Source organism: Nocardia stercoris (assembly GCF_003696265.1).
GTDB classification, from domain to species: domain Bacteria; phylum Actinomycetota; class Actinomycetes; order Mycobacteriales; family Mycobacteriaceae; genus Nocardia; species Nocardia stercoris.
Window position 1 is genome coordinate 14,529 of sequence record NZ_RFFH01000027.1, and the last position, 23,569, is coordinate 38,097.

A 23,569-nucleotide genomic window follows, 5' to 3' on the forward strand; every position below is an offset into this window, starting at 1 on the left:
CGGCCACGTTAACCGGCTGTTGCCGGACCGTGTCGTACCCCGCGGCACACTGCACATCTACGGCTGCAACCTCGGTCCCAACCGCTTTGTTCCCGATCGATCGATCTTGTTCTTACAGTGTCCGAGCACCGTCAGCCTGCCTTGCTCAGGTCCATCCCGAGGTCCGCGGCCCGCAGCGTCTCCCGCACATCGATCCCCGGGACGATCTCGGCATAGCCGGTGTGCAGCCCCACGCCGAAGTAGGCCGGGTCGCCAGGGTGTTTGGGATGTTCGATCCCGGTCAGGCCGTGCTCTTCCGCGTACGCGCCGGCCTGTTCCCGCACCGACTGCATGGCCGCGGCCATCCGCTCGTTGCTGAGCCCGATCACTACCGCGCCGACCTCGTCCCCGCCGGTCCGCAGCGGCACCACGGCCCCACCGGCCTCGGCGAGCGTCGAGTGCAGGATATCGGTCAACCCCTTGAAGTGGACGTTCGCGAATTCCGACCGATCCTCGTAGAAGGCGTTGAGACCCCCGAGATTGGCGATGTCACCGGAGACCCAATGACCGGTCGCGCCATACCGATTCAGGTAGTTCTGCGCCCGTTTGAGCTCAGACACCTTGAAATCGGACAGTCGTCCGTCGTAGTAGTCCGTCACGCCGTCCTTCGGATACGGGGTGAACAGATGGTCGGCCTGAGCGTGCCAATCGGGCATGTCCCAGGCCTGCCGGACCTTGTCGTCCCATTGCTGCCGATGCAACGTGTCCGGTGACGGGTATTCGCTCAGCTCGGTTCGCCCGGGGCTTCCGCTTCCTGCTCGGCCCGCAATTTCGCTTTCGCTTCCGCCACCGCCGTGGCGTAGTCCCGCCGCATCTCCTCGAGTCGCTGTATGCGCTGTTCCGGCGTCAGGCCCGTGAGCCCCAGACGCTGGTCCCGGCTCTCCTGCGACATGATTCCTCCTGAGTTTGTCCCAGTTGATTCCGGCCTCGGCGTCGGTGAGCGTGTCCTTCGCGGCCACGCCCGGGACGATTTCAGCGTAACCGGTGTGAAGTCCCACGCCGAAGTGCTCGGGTTCACCGGGGTGCTTGGGGTGTTCGATGTCGGTGAGCCCGTGGGTACGCGCGTAGTCGGCGGTCCGCTCCCGCATCTTCGCCGTGGCGGCGGCCATCTGCCGCTCGTCGAGACCGACGACCACGGCGCCGATCTCGTCGCCACCGGTCCGCATCGGGACGACGGTGCCACCGGCCTCGCGGAACGTGTCGTGAAAGATGTCGGTCAGCCCCTTGAAGTGGACGTTGGCCGCGTCCGCCCGGTTACTGAAGCGGGCATTGAGACCGCCGAGATTGGCGATGTCGCCGGCGGCCCAGTAGGCGGTCGTCTCGGACTCCCGGACGAACTCCTGCGCGCGTTCGATTTCCGACATCTTGAAATGGTCGAGCCGCCCGTCGTAGAAGCCGGTGACGTTGTCGCGCAGCAACGGCTGATAGAGCCGCTCGGACATCTGTTGCCAGTTGTCGAGTTCGCGCGCCGCCCGCACCTCCTGGTTGAAACGGCGCCGCCGCACCCGGTCGGGCTTCTGGTAGGTGGGCGGTCGGCCTTTCGGCGGACGCAGCTGTCCGCGGCGCCGTTCGACCGGGTTCACCGCCAGGTGCAGCGGGCCCTCCGCGTCGGCCCGCATGGCGTCGTAGGCCGAATCCACGATGGCGCGGACGGTCGACCGTTCGGCAGTGGACACCCCGCGGGAGAGATCCCCGAAAGTGTGGTTCAGCCGCAGGAACAGTTCGCGGCCGGTTCTGGACAGCTCCTCAGTCGCGAACATGGGACAGGCGAACCGAATGCGAGGTGAGAATGTGCGCCCACTGGCGTCCTCGTGTCATCGAGGGTGCGGACTGCTTCATTCCGGTTATCATCCCGGGTCCCCATCATTGGGAACGTTCGGAACCGTCACGCCCACACGCGAATCGGGCTCACGCGCCCCCGAACACCCGGTCCACCACGGCTTTCGCGCGCCGCGTCACCCGCAGATAGTTGTCCAGGAACTCGCTGGCGTCCTCGGTCTGCCAGCCCGCCACCTTCGCCACCGCCGCCAGCAGCGGGCCCGGCGCCGGCAACTGATCGGAGGGCTTGCCCCGCACCAGAACCAGCGCGTTGCGCGCCCGGGTCGCGGTCAGCCACGCGTCCCGCAGCAGCGCGACGTCGTCGGGCTCGAGCAGGCCGACCTCCTCGATCGCGTCGAGGGTCTGCAGCGTGGACGTGTTGTGCAGCTGCGGATATCGGTGCGCGTGCTGCAACTGCATCAGCTGGACGGTCCACTCGATATCCGCCAGGCCACCGCGCCCGAGCTTGGTGTGCGTGGCCGGATCGGCGCCGCGCGGCAGCCGTTCACTGTCCACCCGCGCCTTGATGCGGCGGATCTCGCGTACGGCTTCCGCGGACATCCCGCCCTCGGGGTAGCGCACCGGATCGATCACGTGCAGGAAGCGCAGCCCCAGCTCCTGGTCGCCGGCCACCTGATGGGCGCGCAGCAGCGCCTGGATCTCCCAGGGCTGCGCCCACTGCTGGTAGTAGGCCCGGTAGGCCGCCAGCGTGCGCACCAGCGGTCCACGGCGGCCCTCCGGCCGCAGCCCGGCGTCGACCTGCAGCGGCGGATCGGTGCTCGGCGCGCCCAGCAGCCGCTGCACCTGCTCGGCGATCGAGATCGACCACCGCACCGCGACCGACTCCTCGACCCCCGGCCGGGGATCGCACACGAACAGCACGTCGGCGTCCGAGCCGTAGCCGAGTTCCCAACCGCCCAGCCGGCCCATCCCGATGACCGCGATGTCGGCGGGCGCGGGCGCACCGCGTTCGGCCTCGCTCGCCCGGATCACGGCCTGCAGCGACGCCTCCAGCACCGCCACCCACACCGAGGACAGTGCCTCGCACACCTGCGGCACGTCGAGCATGCCGAGCACGTCGGCCGAGGCGACCCGGGCCAGTTCGTGGCGGCGCAGCGAGCGGGCGGTGGCGACCGCGCGGCGCGGGTCGTCGTAGCGACCGGCACCGGCGAGCAGGCCGGTGCGCACGTCGGCGGGCTGGGGGGCCAGCAGCAGCGGGCCGTTAGGGCCGTCGGCGTACATCCGGATCGTCTCGGGCGCGTTCATCAGCAGGTCCGGCAGGTAGGCCGACGAGCCGAGCACGATCATCAGCCGCTGCGCGACGGCACCCTCGTCGCGAAGTTCGCGCAGGAACCAGATCTGCTGGTCGAGCGCCTCGGAGACCCGCCGGTAGGCTAGCAGGCCGGCGTCCGGGTTGGGGGTGTCGCCCAGCCATTCCAGCAGGGTGGGCAGCAGCAGGGCCTGGATCCGCCCCTTGCGGCCGACCTCGCCGATCAGGGCCCGCAGGTGGCCGAGCGCGTTCTCCGGTGCCGCGTAGCCCAGGGCCGCCAGCTGCCGGGCCGCGGACTCCGGGCTCAGGCGCAGCGAGTCGGAACCGATGCGCGCCACCGATTCCAGCAGCGGCCGGTAGAACAGTTTGGCGTGCAGCCGGCGCACCCGCGCGGCATGCCGTTTGATCTCGCGGTCCAGTACTCCGGCTACGTCGAGCCGGCCGTCGGGCCGCAGGTGTGCGGCCCGGCCGAGCCAGCGGCGGGCCTCCTCGTCGTCGGGCGCGGGCAGGGTGTGGGTGCGGTGCAGCCGCTGCAACTGCAACCGGTGTTCGAGCAGGCGCAGGAACTCGTAGGAGTCGGTGAGGTCCGCGGCGTCGTCGCGGCCCACGTATCCGCCGGCGGCCAACGCGGTCAGCGCCTCCACCGTGCCCGGCACGTGCAGCGCCTCGTCACCCTTGCCGTGCACCAATTGCAGAAGCTGAACGGCGAATTCGACGTCACGCAGGCCGCCGTGCCCGAGTTTCAGTTCCCGGTCGCGGAGTTCGGCGGGCACCAGGTCCTCCACCCGCCGCCGCATCGCCTGCACGTCGGGCACGAAATCCGGCCGCTGCGAAGCGTTCCAGACCATGGGCATGAGCGCGGCACGGTAGTCCTCGCCGAGCGCCGCGTCCCCCGCGACGGGCCGCATCTTCAACAGCGCCTGGAACTCCCAGGTGCGCGCCCACCGCTTGTAGTACGCCACATGGGAATCCAGGGTGCGCACCAGCGCACCCGCCTTGCCCTCGGGCCGCAGGGCGGCGTCCACCTCGAAGCAGGCGCCGCTGGCCACCGACATCATCTCCGCGGCGAGCCGGGTCGCGGTGGTGTCCGCCGGTTCGGCCACGAAGATCACGTCCACGTCGGAGACGTAGTTCAGTTCGCGCGCACCGCATTTGCCCATGGCGACGACGGTCAGCCGCGACGGCACCGGCTTGTTCGCGCACACCCGGGCCACCGCCACGGCCAGCGCGGCGGTGAGCGCCGCGTCGGCCAGGTCCGAAAGATGGCGGCCCACTGTGACATAGGGCAGCACCGGCTCGTTCTCGACGGTGGGCGCCACGTCCAGCGCAGCCAGCAGCATGAGCTGATCGCGATACCGCTTGCGCAGCAACGCGATCACCTCGGGACCGGCGATCCCCGCCCGGTGATACGACGGCGCGCCGTCGGGGCCGGGCTCGGGCACCGCCGCGACCGCGTCGAGCAGGTCGGCAGTCACCTCGGCCGCGGTCGGAAGTTCCGGGCGCAGCAGCACTTTCCATGCCGCGGGGTCGGCGGCCAGATGGTCGCCGAAGGTACTGGAGGACCCGACGAGCGCGAACAGTCTGGCGCGCAACGCGGTTCCGGACCGCAGCGCCGAATCCAGTTCGGCCCAGCCGTCACCCAGCCGCTCGCGCATCCGCATCAGCGTCTGCAACGCCAGATCGGCCTCGGGCGCGCGGGACAGCGCCCACAACAGCGGAATACTGTCCGGATTGTCCCAGCCGAACTCCCGCAGCGCGGCAGGCGCCGTAGGTTCGAGCAATCCGAGCCGGCCGACACCGGGAACGACCGGTCGCGCGGTCGGAGGCCTCGTCATGAAACCAACCTACAACGCGCCGCCACGGCGAGCGGAGCGGAACCCAGGACCGCGAGCGGTTCGCCACTCGCGGTCCCCCGGCTCACAACCCGAGGTATTCCTTCAGCTCGAACGGCGTCACCTGGGCGCGGTAGTCCGCCCACTCCCGGCGCTTGTTGCGCAGGAAGAAGTCGAACACGTGCTCGCCCAGCGTCTCGGCGACCAGCTCGGACTTCTCCATCGCCTTCAGCGCCTCGTCCAGGCTCGCCGGAAGCTCCCGGAAGCCCATGGCCCGGCGCTCGGCGGCGGTCAGCGACCACACGTCGTCCTCGGCCTCCGGCGGCAGCGTGTACCCCTTCTCGATGCCGCGCAGGCCCGCGGCCAGCAGCACCGCGAACGCCAGGTACGGGTTGCAGGCCGAATCAGGGCTGCGGATCTCGACCCGGCGCGAGGACGCCTTGTTCGGGGTGTACATCGGGACGCGGACCAGCGCCGACCGGTTGGACCGGCCCCACGACGCGGCCGTGGGCGCCTCGCCGCCGTGCACCAGCCGCTTGTAGGAGTTCACCCACTGGTTGGTGATGGCGCTGATCTCGTGCGAGTGCTCGAGGATGCCGGCCACGAACGCGCGCGCGGTCGCCGACAGCGCCAGCGGGTCGTCCGGGTCGTAGAAGGCGTTGGCCTCGCCCTCGAACAGGCTCATGTGGGTGTGCATGGCCGAACCGGGGTAGTCGGCGAACGGCTTGGGCATGAACGTTGCGCGCACACCCTCGTCGATCGCCACCTCCTTGATGAGGTACCGGAAGGTCATGACGTTGTCCGCCATGGACAGCGCGTCGGCGTAGCGCAGGTCGATCTCCTGCTGGCCGGGCGCGCCCTCGTGGTGGCTGAACTCCACCGAGATACCCATCGACTCGAGCGCGTCGATGGCGTGGCGGCGGAAGTTCGGGGCCGAGTCGTGCACGGCCTGGTCGAAGAAGCCACCGGAGTCGGCCGGGCGCGGCGGGGCGCCCTCGGGGCCGTTCTCCAGCAGGAAGAACTCGATCTCCGGGTGCACGTAGCAGCTGAAGCCGAGGTCACCGGCCTTGTTCAGCTGCCGGCGCAGCACGTGCCGGGGGTCGGCCCACGACGGCGACCCGTCCGGCATCGCGATATCGCAGAACATACGCGCGGAGTGCTGGTGGCCCTTGCTGGTCGACCAGGGCAGCACCTGGAACGTCGACGGGTCGGGGCGGGCGACCATGTCCGCTTCGGACACGCGGGCGAAGCCCTCGATGGCCGAGCCGTCGAAACCGATGCCCTCCTCGAAGGCGCCCTCGAGCTCCGCGGGCGCGATCGCCACGGACTTGAGGTAACCGAGGACGTCGGTGAACCAGAGTCGCACGAAGCGGATGTCCCGCTCCTCGAGCGTCCGCAGCACGAATTCCTTCTGGCGATCCATAGGCGCGAGCGTAGGCATGCGGTGTTAAATCTGTGTTACCGGGCAGGTAGAACCGTGCGTCATCCGCATGTGAGGCCCGCCGGCGGGATGGTGAGATCGATCAGGTAGGCGTTCACCGCGTCGTCCACGCACTGCACTCCGCCGAGGTAGGCGGTGTGCCGGGTGCCGGTGTTGGTGATCAGCGCCGCCTTCAGATCGTTCGCCAGATTGACACCCGACTGGTACGGCGTGGCGGGGTCACCGGTGGTCGACACGACCACGATGGTCGGCAGGCCGGCGATCCCGTCGATCTTGTGCGGCCCGCCGGTGCTGGGCACGGGCCAGAAGTTGCACAGCGGGTGCGGCGCGTGCGCGCCGGCGTGATTGTCGTCGAGGAACGGCGCGGCCTTGCGGTATTCGGCGTCCTGCCGGTCGATCGTGGCCTGGTCGGTGATCGGCGGGTCGTCGACACAGTGGATGGCGTTGAACGCGTCCTGCGAGTTGGTGTAGGTGCCGTCGGGGCCGCGGCCGTCGTAGTTGTCGGCCAGCCGCATGAGCAGGTCACCCGAACCGTGCTGCAACTGGTTCAGCGCCTGGGTCAGGATCGGCCAGCCGTCCTCCCCGTACAGCGCGGCCTGCACACCGGTGGTGGCGTCGCCGATGGTCACCACGCGGCCGTCCTTGGCCACCGACGGGTGGTCCCACAGCGGCCAGATCAGGTCGTGGAAGCGGTTCACCGCCTGCGCCGGATCGGTACCGAGCGGGCAGTCGGGCTTGGTGGCGCAATCGGCGGCGTACGCCTCGAACGCTTTCTGGAAACCGGTGGCCTGGTTGATCGAATCCGAGAGCGGGTCGCCGTTCGGGTCGACGGCGCCGTCGAGCACCATGGCCCGCACCTTGGTCGGGAACTTCTCCGCGTACGCGGTGCCCAGCCGGGTGCCGTAGGAGAACCCGACGTAGTTCAGCTTGTCGTCACCGAGCGCGGCCCGGATGATGTCCATGTCCTGAGCCACCTCGCGGGTGCCGACGTGGGACAGGAACTCGTTGCCGGTGTTCTTGGTGCACTCGCCCGCCACCTGCTTGGCCTCGGACTCGGTGGCGGCGATCCCGGCCGGCGAGTTGTCGTGCGGCGGCTCGGCGCGGAACGCGTCGCTCTCCTTGTCGGACAGGCAGTGGATGAGCGGCACCGAGGCGCCGATCCCGCGCGGATCGAATCCGACCCGGTCGAAGCGTTCGGCGATCGGGGTGCCGTTGCCCTGACCCACCATCCACAGGCCGCCCTCACCCGGACCGCCCGGGTTGAACAGCAGCGAACCGATCTTCTGGCCGGTCGCCTTCACCCGGGACAGCGCGATCTGCGCGGTCGCCCCGCCCGGCTTGGCGTAGTCGACGGGGACGTCGACGCGGGTGCACTCGGTGCCGGCGGGCAGCTTCGAGTCGGTCGGGTAGGTGTCGCAGCTCCCCCACTTCACGGTCTGGGAATAGAACTTGTCCATTCCCGCCGCGGCCGCGCCGGTCTGGGTGGGTGTGGGTTTGCCTGAGGTGGTGCACGCGGCAGCCACACACGCCAGGGCCACCAGAGCGGCGACTCGGCCGGATCGCATCGACGACATGCTGACGATCCTGCCATCCCACCGGCCCGCACCGCCCCAGGCACTGTGACCAATCGCATCGCCGGCGCCCCTCACCGGGACCGTGACGGCGGTGGCAGACTGAGACCGTCACACCAACCCGGGGACCCGCGATCGGGCCTCGAGGAGACGAAAGGGACGAAGATGTCCGAGCAAGACATCCCTGCCTACGGCGCGGCACCCGCGGCGCAGCCCGCCCGGCGCAAGACCCGCGTCCAGCATCTCCAGCAGCTCAAGGCGGCCGGGGAGAAGTGGGCCATGCTCACCGCCTACGACTATTCCACCGCCCGGCTGTTCGAAGAGGCCGGTATCCCGGTGCTGCTGGTCGGCGACTCGGCCGCGAACGTGGTGTACGGCTACGACACCACGGTTCCGGTCACCGCCGACGAACTCATTCCGCTGGTCCGCGGTGTGGTCCGCGGCGCGCCGCACGCGCTGGTCGTGGCGGATCTGCCGTTCGGCAGTTACGAGGGCTCGCCCGAGCTGGCCCTGGCCACGGCCACCCGGTTCATGAAGGAGGGCGGCGCGCAGGCGGTGAAGCTGGAGGGCGGCGAGCGGGTCGCCGACCACATCGCGCTGCTGACCGGCGCCGGCATTCCGGTCATGGCGCACATCGGGTTCACCCCGCAGAGCGTGAACACACTCGGTGGTTTCCGGGTGCAGGGGCGCGGTGACGCGGCCGAGCGGCTGATCGCCGACGCCATCGCGGTCGAGGAGGCCGGTGCGTTCTCGGTGGTGATGGAGATGGTGCCCGCCGAACTGGCCGGCATGGTCACCCGCAAGCTGACGATCCCGACCGTCGGTATCGGGGCCGGTGCCGACTGCGACGCCCAGGTTCTGGTCTGGCAGGACATGGCCGCCTACACCAGCGGTAAGACCGCGAAGTTCGTGAAGCGGTTCGCGCGGCTCGGGGACGACCTGCGCGAGGCGGCCGCCACCTACGCCGCCGAGGTACGCCAGGGCGTGTTCCCCGGCCCCGAACACAGCTTCTGAGGCCGGAACCGTGCCGGGGCGTCGTCGCCCCGGCACGGTCGCGTGCTCAGGACCCGAATCCGGCCCGCAACTGGTCGAGCAGACCGTCGACGACGGTGGTGAACCGTTCCCCGTAGCTGCCGGGCGCCATATCGATCGCCAGCCACGGCCGCAGCGCCACCAGCGGCGAAAGCCGTTGCGCCAGAACCAGTTCGGTGGATGTGACCACCCCGATCCGGCGCCAGATGTCGAAGTAGTCCTCGCGCAGCGGGTCGGCGAACAACCGCACCGACAGGAACGGGTGGGTGAGCACCGCGTCACCCCAGTCGAAGAACGCTGTGCTGGAAGCGAATACGTGCGCGGGCCGCAGGTCGTTGTGCTCCAGGGTGAGCCGGCCGTACTGCTCGAGTTCGGCGGCCGCCGCCTCGATCGCGGGGCCGAGGCCGGGGACCCGCTCCTCGAAGTGCCGGTACACCGAGATCAGTTGCGACGGAGGCAGATACGGCGTCCCGGTGGTGCGCAGTTCGCCGACGTGATCGGTGAGCCGCTGCTGCAGCGTCGCGTACCAGCGCAGCACGCCGGACCAGCCCGACGGCACCACCCCACCCGGCGAGGCCTCTTCCAGCGAGGGCCCGCCGTCGGGGCTGAGCAGCCAGCCGTTGCCCCGGTGCACCGCCAGCGGGGTCAGCACGCTGCCCGGGCACAGCCGGTCGAGCGTCTCGACCAGCCGGACCTCGTGCGCGAAGGCGGCGGCGGTCGACTTGGCCCACACCTGCCCCGCGGACGTCGGGATCCGGACCAGCAGCGACCAGTCCCGGCGCCGGGCTTCCTCCACCTGCCCGATGACCCGGATGCCGCGTTGCGCGAGTTCCGCCGTAGCCCAGTCGACCAGTTCGAGGATCGGCTGGTGCAACACGGAGGCCGGGGCGGCTGACGATTGTTCCCCCACAGTCATGTCCACCAAAGTTACCGACAAGGAAGTCGCTCTGCCAGCCCCGTTCGGGTGGCCGCGCCGAAAGCCCAGGCACCCGGCCGAAGTCCTCCTCGAGCCATGTCCGATTCCAGCCTGTCCGGGCTGGGTAAGGCGCCGCCGGCAATGGCACACTCGGCCGATGACCGAGCCATTGCGCACCCTCTACCCGCCGATCGAACCGCACGACCACGGCATGCTCGACGTCGGCGACGGCCAGCAGCTGTACTGGGAGGTCAGCGGCAATCCGGCCGGAAAACCGGTGGTGTTCCTGCACGGCGGGCCCGGCGGCGGCACCGCCGCGTTCCATCGCCGGTTCTTCGACCCCGACGCCTACCGGATCGTGCTCTTCGACCAGCGCGGCTGTGGCCGATCGGCGCCACACGTCGCCGACGGCGCCGACCTGTCGGTGAACACCACCTGGCATCTGGTCGCCGATATCGAACGGTTGCGTACCCACCTCGGGATCGAGCGGTGGCAGGTGTTCGGCGGCTCCTGGGGTTCCACGCTGGCCCTGGCGTATGCCCAGACCCATCCGGGGCGGGTGACCGAGCTGGTGCTGCGCGGCATCTTCCTGTTGCGCCGCAAGGAGATCGACTGGTACTACAACGGCAGCGCGGGCTACGTCTACCCCGACGTGTGGGAGCGCTATCTGGCGCCGATCCCCGCGGCCGAACGCGACGGCGACCTGGTCGCCGCCTACCACCGGCTGCTGCACTCCCCCGACCCGGAGACGGCGCTGCGGGCCGCGGTGGCCTGGTCCACCTGGGAGGGCGCGACCAGCGCGCTGCTACCGGCGCCGGAACGCGAAGCCGAAACGGGCGAGCCACGATTCGCGCTCGCGTTCGCGCGGATCGAGAACCACTACTTCGTGCACCACGGCTTCCTCGACGAGGGGCAGCTGCTGCGCGACATGGACCGGATCGCCCACCTGCCCGGCGTGATCGTGCAGGGCCGCCACGACATCGTGTGCCCGGCGGTCAGCGCCTGGGACCTGCACCGCGCCTGGCCGAAGTCGGAACTGCATCTGGTGCCCGACGCCGGGCACGCGGCCACCGAACCGGGGATCACGCACCGATTGGTCACGGCGACCGACGCTTTCCGCTGAGGGCCGCCGAAACACACCGGCCCGCCGCACTTCTCGTGCGGCGGGCCGGAATTCGACCGTGGCAGTCGGCTACTGCAGCGCCAGCATGGTGCCGTTCAGCTGGTCCAGCGGACCGTAGACGGTGAAGATCACCCGGCCGTCCGGGTACTGCGACGACAGGTTGGCCGCAGCCTCGAGCGACTGGCCGAAGGAGGCCGCCGACGGGTGCGGCAGCCGCGACATCGTGAGACCGAAGTGTGTCTGGTGCACCCACTGGGTGTCACCCGGGGACAGGTCCACCTCGACACCACCCGGCAGCGGATTGAGCGCCAGCGCCGACGCGGAGCCGGCTTCCATCGTCGCCAGAACCGAAGCGGCACCCACGATCAACATTCCGGCAACCGACTTGCGAACCATTCCCATGAAGACAGAACCTGCTTTCCGACGTCCATTGGCACCCTTGATCCGCAGCCGCCCCGGTTGCGGAATCTTTCGATGCGCAACACTTTATGACGTCCATCACGCGAAATGCCAGTCGGTCCGGCAATTACGTGTGTGACACGCGGGAATACCCATAGCCGTTCGGCTCGGCCCGAACGCCGCCACCAGCCGATGCACCGAATGTTCACTCGGACGAGATCTGTCCGTGACCATCCGATCGGAACCACCGATCGGGGAATCCACCGGTGATCACCGGCGGATTCCCCGGATACCCACCCGGACGCACAGGCACCCGGATCAGTCAGCAATTATTCAGCTACAGACGTATCGGTGTTCGTCACCGGCGCGGATTCGCCGGTGTTCGGCGCCGCGCGATCCAGGAATCGCAACAGCTCCACCGGGAACGGCAACACCAGCGTCGAATTCTTCTCCGCCGCCACTTCCACCACCGTCTGCAGCAACCGCAATTCCATGGCGGCGGGTGCGGCCGCCATCGTGGTGCCCGCCTCGGCCAGCATCTGCGAGGCCTGCAACTCGCCCTCCGCGGTGATGATCCGGGCGCGGCGTTCCCGCTCCGCCTCGGCCTGCCGCGACATCGACCGCTTCATCGACTCCGGCAGCGCGACGTCCTTGATCTCCACCAGGTGGATGTGCACACCCCAGCCCATCGCGGGGCTGTCCATCATGGCGCTCAAACCGGCATTGAGTTCCTCACGGTTGGAAAGCAATTCGTCGAGATCGCTCTTTCCGATGATCGAGCGCAGCGAGGTCTGGCCCACCTGTGCGACCGCGAACAGATAGTCCTGGACATCGACCACCGCTTTGACCGGATCGGTCACCTGGAAATACACGACGGCGTCGACGCGCACCGTCACGTTGTCGCGGGTGATGCCCTCCTGGGCGGGCACCGGCATGGTGACGATCCGCATCGGCACCTTCACCATCCGGTCCATGAACGGAATCAACAGCCGCAGACCGGGTTCGCGCACACCGCGCACCTTGCCGAACCGGAATACCAGGCCGCGCTCGAACTGCTCCACCACACGCACGGTGGTGGACAGCAGGAACAGCAGGATCACGACCACCGCCACGACGAAAAGAGCGGCAATTCCCGCCACACTCATCGGATTTCCCCCATATCACTCGGCTCGGTCTCCATGGCCGGGCGCTGTCTCGATGATGCGCCTCCCCCGGCGGCCCGGCGAGAACATTTACGCTCTGCATACGGGCACCGAAATATGCTGCCCGCCAGCGGTTCCGGCGATGTGCCAGGCACACGCGTAGGGTGGCGCCATGATCGAGAACCAGGTCTGGCTCGTCACCGGCACCAGCAGCGGATTCGGCCGCGCCATCGCGAATGCCGTCCTCGCCGCCGGGGGCCGGGTGGTAGCCACCGCCCGCGACACCGCCGCCCTGAAAGACATCCACGAGCATGCCCCCGACCGGGTGCTGCCGCTGCGGGTGGACGTCACCGACCCCGCCACGATCACCGCCGCGGTCGACGTGGCCGTCGCACACTTCGGCCGGATCGACGTGCTGGTCAACAACGCCGGCTACGGATATCGCGGGGCGATCGAGGAAAGCTCGGACCGCGACCTGCGAGACCTGATGGAGACCAACGTCTTCGGCCTGATCGCCGTCACGAAGGCGGTGCTGCCGGTGATGCGGGCCCAGGGCAGCGGGCACATCGTGCAGATGTCCTCGGTCGGCGGCGTGCGGGCCCGGCTCGGCGGCGCGCCCTACGCACTGACCAAGTTCGCGGTCGAGGGACTCTCCGAGGGCATGTCCTACGAGCTCGCGCCGTTCGGCATCGGCGTCACCATCGTCGAACCCGGCCCGTTCCGCACCGATTTCGCGGGCCGGTCGGTCCGCTGGGCCGACCCGCTGCCGGCGTACGAACCGGTGATGGCCGCGGAACGCACGCGCTTCGAGGCCCAGAACGGCGCCCAGCCCGGCGATCCCGACCGCGCCGCCGCCGCCATCCTGCGCGCCGTCGCCATGGACCCGCCACCGCTGCGCCTGCCGCTGGGCCCGGAGTCCTTCGCGGGAATCCGCGCGACGCTCACCGAACGGCTCGCGGAATTGGACGAGCTCGAATCCTGGGCTGCCGACACCGGTTTCACACCGGCCGAGCCGGACGCAGACTGACCGACGGCCCGGTCGAGGTTCGGCGCCGATGAACATCAGCAACCAGGCGTCCGCACGCTGACAGCCCGTGCCGCATGCGGATACACCGCGCGGGCCGGGACCGTGGTGGATGAAGGGTAGGGGCGAGTCGGTCTGTAAGCCGGATCCTGTCCCCGGTTCGCACCGGGGGGCGACCATCCATCTGGGTGCACCGTCGCCGGGCACCTCGAGCGGTCCACCCGCAGGCTCGGGCGAGCAGCCCTCAGGCACCTGCGCAGCCGCACTCCGGGGAGTGCGGCCTTCGACCTTGCTCCGGGCGGGGTTTACCTAGCCGCCCCGGTCACCCGGGGCGCTGGTGCGCTCTTACCGCACCGTTTCACCCTTACCGGCGGTTGCCCGCCGGCGGTCTGTTTTCTGTGGCACTGTCCCGCGGGTCACCCCGGGTTGCCGTTAACAACCGCCCTGCTCTGTGGAGTCCGGACTTTCCTCGGCGCCGGGCAGCGGCACCGAAGTGCCCGTTCCCGTCGCCGCAGCCGCCCGACCGACTCGCCGTACTCCATTGTGCCGCGCCGCCCGGCGCACCGGCCGCCGACCCCCGGTTCACGGCGAAAACCGGCCGCCGACTCGGCATCCCGGGAAACGAGCAAGTACCGTAACCGGTCATGGAGCGTGTGGAGGTGGGGTTTCCTTCGGGTGGCGAGCAATGTGCGGCCTGGCTGTATCTGCCGGACGGTCCGCCCAAGCCCCGCCCGCTGGTGATCATGGCGCACGGGCTGGGCGCGAACCGGCAGATGGGGCTGGACCGCTACGCACGCCGGTTCGCCGCCGCCGGGATGGGCGCACTCGTCTTCGACTACCGGGGTTTCGGCGCCAGCGCGGGCACGCCGCGCCAGGTGATCGACATCCGCAAGCAGCGCGACGACTGGCGGGCCGCCATCGCCTACGGCCGCACGCTCAAGGGCTTCGACTCGACCCGGATCGCGTTGTGGGGCACCTCGTTCGGCGGCGGCCACGTGCTGTCCATCGCGCACGAGGACGACTACCTGGGCGCGGTGGTGGCGCAGTGCCCGTTCACCAGCGGTCCCGCCTCGACCTGGGCCAAGGGCCCGGTCAGCATCGTCAAGACCGGCACGCTGGCCGCCACCGATCTGCTGGTGGGCACCGTCGTGCGGCGGCCGATCAAGGCCCGGCTGGCCGGCCGCCGGCACTCCTCGGCACTGATGAGCGCGAACGACGTGGTCGCCGGCTTCGGCCGGCTGGCCGAGGAGAGCGAGCTCTACCAGCCGAAAGTCGCCGCCCGCACCGGCCTGTCGATCATGTTCGACCGGCCGTGGCGGCGCACCAAGGGCATCAAGGTCCCGGTGTTCTACGCGGTCTGCGACCACGACACGGTGGCGCCGGTGAAGCCGACCCTCAAGGCCGCCGACCGCACCAAGCACGCCATCGTGAAGCGTTACCCGGTGGGCCATTTCGACATCTACGTCGACGACGCCTTCGAACAAGCCGTCGCCGACCAGACCGACTTCCTGGTCTCGGTCCTGCGCCCGTAACCGCGCCGGGATCCACCGGCGCTCCGGCCGCCGTACCCGCTCAGGGCTGGGCGAACGTAGCCCAGGCGCGGATCACGACCGCGCCGTCGCGGTCGGTACCCACGAGCGTGACGTCGACCCGAGGCTCCCGGTCGCGCACGTACTGCTGCACGATGTGTCCCGAGCAGTGCGCGATCTCGCCCGCCGCGACCGACCGGGTGCGGAAGCGGCGCACGTTCCCGGCGCCGAGCCAGTCGGTCGCGTACGCCGCCAGCCGGGCCGCTGCGGGGGCTGAATCGACTTCGCCCACAGTCGAATCCGTGGGAGCACTGGCCCACGACTCCGCGATCAGCCGCCCGGTCCGGTCGTAGTACCGGGTCACGGATTCCGACCTCGCGACCCCGTCGGCGGTCTCGACCGTGCGCTCGGCGCCGTCGACGACGGTCAACCGGTCACCCGCGCGCGGCGGCGGGGTGAAGAAGCAGTGGTCGGTCTCCAGGCTCCCGGCCGGCATTCGCTCGGCGGACAGGAACGTCGGCGGCACAACCGGATTCGCGGCATCGAAGTACTCCGCGGCGTCCGCGCCGGCGGCCGCGGCGAACGCGCGGATGGCGTCGGCGCGCAGTTCCAGGTCGACCGGCGCGGCGATCCGGCCCGATTCGGCAACGTGCGGCACGTCCCACTTCCTTTCGTCGTCCCCGTCCCCGCACGGTAGAGCCGGCGCCGGCCGGGCCGCCGGGGTTCTTCCCGCTGACCGGGAGCACCATGGCCGCCCGCAGAAACCTGTCCACTGACCGGGATGTGACCGCTGCCACCCTCCGCCCGCGGGTCCAGGATCGGCGCAGCTCAACTGCAATCCGCTGGAACATGGAGGTTCGATGCCGGATCAGACGGCGAACAGCCGCACTCAACCCGCCGAGGCCGAATATCGGCAGATCGAGGCCGCCGCGGCGCCCACCCGCTTCGCGCGGGGCTGGCACTGCCTCGGGCTGATCTCGACCTTCAGCGACGGTCAGCCGCACGAGGTCAAGGCCTTCGGGACCACGTTGGTCGTGTTCCGGTCCGAGACCGACGGCAAGCTGAACGTGCTGGACGGCTTCTGCCGCCACATGGGCGGCAACCTGGCCCAAGGCACCGTCAAGGGCGACTCGATCGCGTGCCCGTTCCACGACTGGCGGTGGGGCGGCAACGGCAAGTGCACGGGAATCCCGTACGCGCGCCGGGTGCCGCCGGTGGCCAAGACCCGGTCGTGGCCGACCCTCGAACGCAACGGCCAGCTCTACGTGTGGAACGACCCGCAGGGCAGCAAGCCCACCGACGAGGTGACCATCCCGGTTATCGAGGAATACGGCTCCGACGAGTGGACCGACTGGACCTGGAACTCGATTCTGATCGAAGGCTCACACTGTCGTGAGATCGTCGACAATGTCGTCGACATGGCGCATTTCTTCTACGTGCACTACTCGTTCCCGCGCTACTTCAAGAACGTTTTCCAGGGCCACGTCGCCACCCAGTACATGCGGTCCACCCCGCGTCAGGACGTCATCAGCGGCGCCAACTACAACGACCCGGACTCCGCCTTGCGTTCGGACGCTTCGTATTTCGGCCCGTCGTACATGATCGACCGGCTGTGGAGCGACGCACAGGGCATGACGATCGAGACCGTGCTGATCAACTGCCACTACCCGGTCACCGAGAACTCGTTCGTGCTCCAGTACGGCGTGATGGTAAAGAAGCCGACCGGCATGTCCGACGAGGACGCGACGGCGATGGCCGCGGGGTTCGCCCAGGGCGTCGAGGTCGGGTTCGAGCAGGACGTGAAGATCTGGCAGAACAAGGCCCCGATCGACAATCCGCTGCTGTCGGAGGAAGACGGGCCGGTCTACCAGCTGCGCCGCTGGTACAAGCAGTTCTACGTCGACATCGAAGACGTCACCGAGGACATGACCGCCCGCTTCGAGTTCGAGATCGACACCGAGCGCGCAGTCACCAGCTGGGAGGCCGAGGTCGCCGACAACGTCGCGCGCGGCGCCGTCCTCGACACCACCGTCTGATCTACGCATCGAGGGAGAAAGCACGACCATGAGCAAAGTTCTCGACAATATCGCGGCGATCGCCGATCAACTGCGCGCGCAGGGTGAGGAGGCCGAACAGCTCGGCAAGCTCCCCGACGCCACCGCGGCGCTGATGAAGGAGGCGGGCTCGATCCGCCTGCTGCAGCCCAAGAAGTACGGCGGGTTCGAGGCGCACCCGCGCGAATTCGCCGAAACCGTCATGGCTACAGCGGCTCTCGACGGTGCCGCCGGATGGGTCACCGGCATCGTCGGGGTGCACCCGTGGCAGCTCGCCTTCGCCGACCCGAAGGTGCAGGAGGAGGTGTGGGGTTCCGACCACGACACCTGGATGGCCTCGCCGTACGCGCCGACCGGTGTCGCGGTTCCCGTCGACGGCGGCTATATCTTCAACGGCCGCTGGCAGTTCAGCTCCGGCACCGACCACTGCGACTGGATCTTCCTGGGCGCGTTGCTCGGTGACGCGAACGGCGCTCCCGTCATGCCGCCGACCATGCTGCACATGATCCTGCCGCGCAAGGACTACGAGATCGTCGAGGACTCGTGGAACGTGGTGGGCCTGTCGGGCACCGGGTCCAAGGACATCATCGTCAAGGACGCGTTCGTGCCCGACTACCGGGTCATGAACGGCGACCACGTGATCGACGGCACCGCGCAGCGTGAGTACGGCGTGACCGAGACCCTGTACAAGATGCCGTGGTCGACGATGTTCCCGCTGGGCATCAGCTCGGCCGTGGTCGGTATCGCCGAGGGCGCGCTGGCCGCGCACCTGGACTACCAGCGCGACCGGGTGGGCGCCCAGGGCACCGCGATCAAGGACGACCCGTACGTGCTGTTCTCCGTCGGCGAGGCCGCGGCCGACATCAACGCCGCCCGTCAGGAACTGCTGGCCAACGCCGACCGCATGTGGGACCTGGTCGACGCGGGCAAGGAGGTCAGCTTCGCCGACCGGGCCGCCGGCCGGCGCACCCAGGTCCGCGCGGCCTGGCGCGCGGTGCAGGCCGTGGACCAGATCTTCGCCCGCTCGGGCGGCAACGCGCTGCGCAAAGACAAGCCGCTGCAGCGCTTCTGGCGCGACGCCCACGCCGGTCTCGCCCACGCCATCCACGTGCCGAGCACCGTCTATCACGCCTCGTCGCTGAGCTCGCTGGGCATCGAGCCCCCGGTGGGCCCGCTGCGGGCCATGATCTGATCGAAAATCGAAGAAGGACAACGGAAATGACTGACATCAAGGGCCTCGGCTACGTCACGATCCAGACCGCCGATCTGGACCGCTGGCGCAAGTTCGCCTTCGAGGTGCTGGGTTTCGCGCAGGGCAGCGGCCCGGACGAGAATGCGCTGTACCTGCGGATGGACGAGCGCGCGGCACGAATCACGGTGGTACCGGGCGAGACCGACGGCATCGTGACCATCGGCTGGGAGGTGCGTGACCACGCCGCGCTGGTCCGGGTGCGGGAGGCCGTCGAGGCCGCCGGGATCGCGGTGAAGCCGCTGTCGCTGGAGGAGGCGGACGCCCGCCGGGTCGAGGAGGTCATCACCTTCGAAGACCCGACCGGTGCCACGCTCGAGGTGTTCCACGGCGCGGTGCTCGACCACAGTCCGGTGGTGACGCCGTTCGGCGCGAAGTTCGTCACCGGCGACCAGGGCATGGGCCACGTGGTGCTGCCCACGATGGACCCGAACGGCACGTTCGCCTTCTATACCGACGTGCTCGGCTTCCTGCCGCGTGGCGCGTTCCGGATCCCGGCGCCGCCGGAGTTCGGCCCGATGCGGGTGCGGTTCATGGGTGTGAACGAGCGGCACCACAGCTTGGCGCTGTGCCCGGCGCCGCACGGCGGCGCGCCGGGTCTGGTGCACATCATGGTGGAGGTCGACACCCTCGACGCCGTGGGCCAGGCGCTGGACCGCGTGACCAAGGACGGGTTCTCGGTGTCGTCGACGCTGGGCCGGCACACCAACGACAAGATGGTGTCGTTCTACGTGCGGGCGCCCGGCGGCTGGGACATCGAGTTCGGCACCGAGGGCATGCGGGTCGACGAGCGGTTCTACACCGCGGAGGAGATCACCGCGGACAGCTACTGGGGTCACGACTGGTCCGGTAGCGAGCCCCTGGCGGCCATGTAATTCACCCCCGTGGGGTGAAAACACCCCCTGAGCGGCCCCGGCCCGAGCTTCGGCTCGGTCCGGGGCCGTTCGTTGTCCAGGCCACTTTCGAGATTTCATGTGACAGCCCACACAAGGGATGGTATGAATAGGCATATGCCTAATCGAAACATGGGCATTCTCTCGTAGATCCGAACGGAGCCCTCATGATCATCGAGGCCGAGGCCACCACCCCCAGCGCGATCCTGGACCGCGCATCGCTGCTGCTCGACGCGTTCGACGGACCGGGCCGGCTCAATCTCGCCCAGATCGTCCGGCGCACCGGCCTACCCCGATCGTCGGCCCACCGGATGCTGGAACGCCTGGTCCAGCTGCGCTGGCTGCGCCGCGAAGGCCGCGACTACCAGCTCGGCATCCGGCTCGTGGAACTCGGCTCGCTGGCCGTCCACCAGGACCGGTTGCACCGCGCCGCCAAGCCGTTCCTGCACGAACTGCACCGCGTCACCGGTCTCGTCGTGCACCTCGCCGTGCTCGACGGCCCCGACGTCGTGTTCCTGGACAAGATCGGTGGCGACCTGTCCACCGCCATCCCCTCCCGGGTCGGCGGCCGCCGCCCGGCGCACTGCACCGCCGCCGGCAAGGCGATCCTGGCCTCCGCCGACCCGCGCCGGCTCGACGACATCGTCACCGGCCCCGCGAACGCGCAGACCCGGTACTCCATCACCAGCCGCGCCCAGCTCAACGCCCAGTTGGAGAAGGTCCGCACGCACGGCATCGCCGTCGAGCGCGAGGAGTCCACACCCGGCGTCGGCTGTCTGGCCGCACCGATCGGCGACCTCGGCGAGGCCGCCGTCGCCGCGGTGTCGGTATGCGGCCCGGTGGACCGGATGCAGTTCGACCACCGCCTGGCCGCGCCCGTGCGCACCACCGCGCTCAACATCTGGCGCCAGGTCGACGACGGCCGCGTCCGGGTGCATCCCACGCTGCAGCACGCCCGCCCGCTCGGCCACGGCCCCGCCACTCGGCCGCAGCCCGACTCGCGCACGCCCCGCTACGCGTCGTGAGCGTCGTCGCCCGGTCCCCGCACCGGGCGACGACCGGCCTCAATCGAGTGCGAACTCGCCTGCGGCACAGAAACTGTGGCAGATCCGGTCGCCGACGATCGCGCCCGGGAATTCCGGATCGAACCACCGGTCGACGTGCGCCCAGTGGATCGGGTGCATCAGATAGGGACCGTTCAACCCGTCGAGATCGGTGAACTCCTGCTCCCAGACATGGGTCCACGGCGACGAGCCGGTCGCCCGCAGCACCGGGCTCAGCCGCCAGGCCCGGATGCTCGAGATATAGCGGGGCATGCGCAGCAGATCGGCCTCGAATTCCGCGACCACATCGGGCGGCGTCTGCGGCGCGACCCGCAGCAACAGCGCGCGATACACCGCACCCGGTTGCCGCGGCTCGCTGAAACCACCTGTGCCGCAATCATATTCGACCCCGTCGACGTGAACCGCACCGGCGGCCGCGATCGCCGCGTCCACCCGCGCCGCGCACGCGGACCAGTCGGCGGGAGCCGCGAAACGCAGGCGCACCAGGACGTCGCCGCCGTTGCGGGTACCGGGCAGCGTCGGCTCGACCAGAATCCGGAGCGCCTGCGAGGCGATCTGCCGCAGGTCGGGTCGGAGCAGGTCAGCGGCCTCCGCCGCCGGAACGGACGGCAGGTGCAGCAGCCGGATCACCTCACGCATCGGTGGACTCCCTTGCGTCGGCACGCGTCTCGGCGGCAGTCACGGCGTCGGCGAATCCCGCGTGCCCCGGACCGTCGGCGACCCGCCCGGAATCGGCGAACGCGTCTTCCACGGCAACTCCCCCGGTTCCGCACAGCTCGTCGACATCGGCGGCCGCCGCACCCGTCACCCGCGACCGCTCGACGATCAGATCGGCTGCCCCCGACCACCATTGCCGCACCCGCTCGTCGGTACGACCCTGGAAGGTCATCGCCCACCATCCCGCGGCGCCGTCGAGCACCCAGGTCGCGGTGACCGTGTTCGACGCGTCCGGGAACCAGACCGGCGGGCTCACCACGATCCGTTCCAGGGTCATCCCCCGTTCCCGGGCGCCCGGCGCGTAGTCGCGCAGATAACTGTCGACGAATTCGCGGGCCCGGCCGGGCTTCGTCACCACCGTGTCGACCACATAGACCTGTGTATCCATGCGTCGACGGTAGGTATCCGGCGGCGCACCGCGGCCCGGTGTTTCCACCCACCGGGAGAACACGGTTCCCGCCGGTAGAGCCCGGTTCTACGGTGACCGGACGCGGCGCTCGAACGCGCCGCCACACGTTCAGGAGGGCCAGTGATCGACCGCGTCTTTCCCAGCACCGGACCGGGTGCCGTACCGGATCCCCAGGTGGCGGACCTGCTCGCGGTGCTCGACGCCGGTTTCCCCGACGTATCCACCATGCGCGCCGCCGACGTGCGCGCCGCCATCCACGCCAGACGCGCACCGCTGCAACGCATTCCGGACATGCGTGAAGTTCGCGACCGCACCGTCGACGGCCCCGGGGGCCCGCTGCCGCTGCGCGTCTACCGCCCGCACCACACCGACGACACGCTCCCGGTGATCGTGTTCGCGCACGGCGGCGGGTTCGTCTTCTGCGACCTCGACAGCCACGACGAATTCTGCCGCGCGCTCGCGGCCGGTGTCGGCGCGGTCGTCGTCGCGGTCGATTACCGCCTCGCCCCCGAACATCCCGCCCCCGCCGCCCACGACGACGTGCGCGCCGCCCTGCGCTGGGCCACCACCCACGCCGCCGAGCACGGCGGCGACCCCACCCGCATCGCCCTGGCCGGCGACAGCGCCGGCGGCAACCTCGCCGCCACCGTCGCGATCGCCGAACGCGACGCCGGCGGCCCCCCGCTCGCCGCCCAGATCCTCTTCTACCCGGTCATCGACGACGACTTCGACACCGAGTCCTACCGCCGCTTCGGCACCGGCCACTACAACACCACCGCCGCCATGCGCTGGTACTGGCAGCAATACGCCCCCCACGGCACCGCGGACGTCCGCCTGGTCCCCACCCGCGCCGAGACCCTGGCCGGCCTGCCACCCGCCGTGGTGATCACCGCCGAACTGGACCCGCCCTGCTCGGCAGGCGACGCCTACGCCGCCCGCCTGGCCGCCGACGGCGTCCCGGTCCGACACCGCCGCTACGACGGCCTGTTCCACGGCTTCCTGACCATCCCCGGCCTGTCGGCAACCCAAGCCGCCCGCACCGAGATCTGGGAAATGATCCGCGCCGTGCTCGGATAGACAGAGCCGCAACAGATTCCATCCTCGGATCACCGAAGCCGCTCGGAGCTGACCGACATCTCGGTTTCGAGCCCTTGACATTGCTCCGAAGCAGAGCGATCACAACCTATCCGCGGGCAAAGCCATCCGCCCGCCGCACCGAGATCCGGCCGAGATCCGCGCAGCGCTCAGCCGGTACCTGCGACTTTCCGGCCCGTCAGTGCTCCGGGTGCTCGCGCTCCACGCGCTGCTCGATCTCGCGCCAGCGGCCCGGTGTCGGATGCGGATACTCCGAACGGTCGTCGTGTTCGGCTTCGTCCAGGCGCTTCGCCGCGGCGTCGATGTCGTCGATCAACTGCTGGGCCAGTTCGCGTTCGGCGGCGTAGTGCCGTTGCGACCACTGCAGCACCAGCTGCGAATATGCCCAGCCCGGTTCGGATTTCGCCGCTTCGGCGTCGATCGCGGCGCGCTTCTCCATCTTGTCGACGTCGGCGATGTGGTTGCGCAGGATCTCCTTGAGCCGCTCCGGCGAGCCCAGGTGACCGAACATGACTCGCAGCAGCACATGGTGTTTGAGCACCGACGGGTCGACCGGCGCCTCGTTCCACCACTTGGTCACGGCCTCCCGGCCGGCGTCGGAGATCTGGTAGAGGCGGCGGCCCCGCATGGCGTTGTCGCTGTCGATCCGCGAGGTCGCGAAGCCGTACTTCTCCAGCTTCTTCAGCTCCGCGTAGATCTGGCTGTAGGACGGGCTCCAATAGACGTAGCGCAGGCTCCAGTCGGACCATTTCTTCAGGTCGTAGCCGGAGACCTCTTCCTCGTAGGACAGCATGGCCAGCACCGCCCAACTGGTCGGCGGCAGGTTGATCACGCCGTTATCGGGTTCGCTGGTAGCCACCGGTGCATGTTATCAACCGTCCAGTGCACCTCCGGCGCCCTCGACAACCGCTGACCGGGAAGGTGTCTTGAGACCGGCACCACCGAACCGGAT

Annotated in this window: 19 protein-coding genes, 1 other RNA gene and 1 pseudogene; 9 read left to right on the top strand and 12 right to left on the bottom strand. The window is 69.5% G+C overall.

The window, feature by feature from the left end:
• Positions 1-131: 131 nt before the first annotated feature.
• The 4 genes from EBN03_RS32010 to EBN03_RS32025 form a co-directional block, all read right to left on the bottom strand.
• A complete protein-coding gene (locus tag EBN03_RS32010; RefSeq protein WP_122191916.1) occupies positions 132-1,799 on the bottom strand; it encodes a hypothetical protein in 1,668 nt (555 codons plus the stop codon).
• 148 nt (positions 1,800-1,947) lie between these two features.
• Positions 1,948-4,962 (bottom strand): bifunctional [glutamine synthetase] adenylyltransferase/[glutamine synthetase]-adenylyl-L-tyrosine phosphorylase, encoded by a 3,015-nt coding sequence (locus EBN03_RS32015; protein WP_122191917.1) that lies wholly within the window; start codon positions 4,960-4,962, stop codon positions 1,948-1,950.
• Positions 4,963-5,044: 82 nt separating this feature from the next.
• A complete protein-coding gene (locus EBN03_RS32020) occupies positions 5,045-6,382 on the bottom strand; it encodes a glutamine synthetase family protein (protein ID WP_122191918.1) in 1,338 nt (445 codons plus the stop codon).
• A 59-nt stretch (positions 6,383-6,441) separates the two neighbouring features.
• Positions 6,442-7,974 (bottom strand): alpha/beta hydrolase, encoded by a 1,533-nt coding sequence (locus EBN03_RS32025; protein WP_199743064.1) that lies wholly within the window; start codon positions 7,972-7,974, stop codon positions 6,442-6,444.
• Between the two features lie 162 nt (positions 7,975-8,136).
• On the opposite strand from EBN03_RS32025, the gene panB reads away from it, so the two are divergent.
• Positions 8,137-8,985 (top strand): 3-methyl-2-oxobutanoate hydroxymethyltransferase, encoded by an 849-nt coding sequence (panB, locus tag EBN03_RS32030; protein ID WP_122191919.1) that lies wholly within the window; start codon positions 8,137-8,139, stop codon positions 8,983-8,985.
• Positions 8,986-9,031: 46 nt separating this feature from the next.
• Here the strand turns inward: panB and EBN03_RS32035 are convergent, their stop codons facing one another.
• Positions 9,032-9,919, bottom strand: a complete 888-nt coding sequence (locus EBN03_RS32035) for a hypothetical protein (protein WP_122191920.1) — start codon at positions 9,917-9,919, stop codon at positions 9,032-9,034.
• 157 nt (positions 9,920-10,076) lie between these two features.
• Here EBN03_RS32035 and pip point away from each other — a divergent pair, with 157 nt between their 5' ends.
• Entirely contained in the window at positions 10,077-11,042 is a 966-nt protein-coding gene (gene pip, locus EBN03_RS32040; RefSeq protein WP_122191921.1) for a prolyl aminopeptidase, read from the top strand.
• Positions 11,043-11,111: 69 nt separating this feature from the next.
• Here pip and EBN03_RS32045 read toward each other — a convergent pair whose 3' ends face one another.
• Together EBN03_RS32045 and EBN03_RS32050 are read right to left on the bottom strand one after the other, a co-directional pair.
• A complete protein-coding gene (locus EBN03_RS32045; protein WP_122191922.1) occupies positions 11,112-11,444 on the bottom strand; it encodes a hypothetical protein in 333 nt (110 codons plus the stop codon).
• Between the two features lie 326 nt (positions 11,445-11,770).
• Complete coding sequence (locus EBN03_RS32050) at positions 11,771-12,586, bottom strand: SPFH domain-containing protein (protein WP_122191923.1); 816 nt, start codon at positions 12,584-12,586, stop codon at positions 11,771-11,773.
• A 169-nt stretch (positions 12,587-12,755) separates the two neighbouring features.
• On the opposite strand from EBN03_RS32050, the gene EBN03_RS32055 reads away from it, so the two are divergent.
• Entirely contained in the window at positions 12,756-13,610 is an 855-nt protein-coding gene (locus EBN03_RS32055) for an oxidoreductase (protein WP_122191924.1), read from the top strand.
• Positions 13,611-13,729: 119 nt separating this feature from the next.
• Here the strand turns inward: EBN03_RS32055 and rnpB are convergent.
• Positions 13,730-14,138: RNase P RNA component class A (rnpB, locus tag EBN03_RS32060), an RNA gene on the bottom strand.
• A gap of 113 nt (positions 14,139-14,251) precedes the next feature.
• Here rnpB and EBN03_RS32065 point away from each other — a divergent pair.
• Positions 14,252-15,139 (top strand): alpha/beta hydrolase, encoded by an 888-nt coding sequence (locus tag EBN03_RS32065; protein WP_122191925.1) that lies wholly within the window; start codon positions 14,252-14,254, stop codon positions 15,137-15,139.
• Positions 15,140-15,179: 40 nt separating this feature from the next.
• Here the strand turns inward: EBN03_RS32065 and EBN03_RS32070 are convergent, their stop codons facing one another.
• On the bottom strand, positions 15,180-15,794 hold the full coding sequence (locus EBN03_RS32070; protein ID WP_122191926.1) for a hypothetical protein: 615 nt from the start codon (positions 15,792-15,794) through the stop codon (positions 15,180-15,182).
• Between the two features lie 202 nt (positions 15,795-15,996).
• On the opposite strand from EBN03_RS32070, the gene EBN03_RS32075 reads away from it, so the two are divergent.
• The 4 genes from EBN03_RS32075 to EBN03_RS32090 all read left to right on the top strand — a co-directional run bounded on the left by EBN03_RS32075 (position 15,997) and on the right by EBN03_RS32090 (position 20,357).
• On the top strand, positions 15,997-17,172 hold the full coding sequence (locus tag EBN03_RS32075; protein ID WP_122191927.1) for a Rieske 2Fe-2S domain-containing protein: 1,176 nt from the start codon (positions 15,997-15,999) through the stop codon (positions 17,170-17,172).
• A gap of 28 nt (positions 17,173-17,200) precedes the next feature.
• Positions 17,201-18,382 carry an acyl-CoA dehydrogenase family protein gene (locus tag EBN03_RS32080; protein WP_122191928.1) on the top strand — a complete coding sequence of 394 codons (1,182 nt, stop codon included), beginning with the start codon at positions 17,201-17,203 and terminating at the stop codon, positions 18,380-18,382.
• Between the two features lie 26 nt (positions 18,383-18,408).
• Positions 18,409-19,314: a biphenyl-2,3-diol 1,2-dioxygenase gene (gene bphC / locus EBN03_RS32085; RefSeq protein WP_122191929.1), complete on the top strand. Its 906-nt coding sequence runs from the start codon at positions 18,409-18,411 to the stop codon at positions 19,312-19,314.
• 185 nt (positions 19,315-19,499) lie between these two features.
• Positions 19,500-20,357: an IclR family transcriptional regulator gene (locus EBN03_RS32090; protein ID WP_122191930.1), complete on the top strand. Its 858-nt coding sequence runs from the start codon at positions 19,500-19,502 to the stop codon at positions 20,355-20,357.
• Positions 20,358-20,396: 39 nt separating this feature from the next.
• Here the strand turns inward: EBN03_RS32090 and EBN03_RS32095 are convergent, their stop codons facing one another.
• Together EBN03_RS32095 and EBN03_RS32100 are read right to left on the bottom strand one after the other, a co-directional pair.
• Complete coding sequence (locus tag EBN03_RS32095) at positions 20,397-21,035, bottom strand: Dabb family protein (RefSeq protein WP_122191931.1); 639 nt, start codon at positions 21,033-21,035, stop codon at positions 20,397-20,399.
• A 130-nt stretch (positions 21,036-21,165) separates the two neighbouring features.
• Positions 21,166-21,501 (bottom strand): annotated as a pseudogene (locus tag EBN03_RS32100) (hypothetical protein); the annotation flags it as partial.
• Between the two features lie 141 nt (positions 21,502-21,642).
• Between EBN03_RS32100 and EBN03_RS32105 the strand changes: the two are divergent.
• A complete protein-coding gene (locus tag EBN03_RS32105; protein ID WP_122191932.1) occupies positions 21,643-22,599 on the top strand; it encodes an alpha/beta hydrolase in 957 nt (318 codons plus the stop codon).
• Positions 22,600-22,795: 196 nt separating this feature from the next.
• On the opposite strand, the gene EBN03_RS32110 is transcribed toward EBN03_RS32105, so the two are convergent.
• A complete protein-coding gene (locus EBN03_RS32110; protein WP_122191951.1) occupies positions 22,796-23,410 on the bottom strand; it encodes a PadR family transcriptional regulator in 615 nt (204 codons plus the stop codon).
• Positions 23,411-23,569 lie beyond the last annotated feature (159 nt).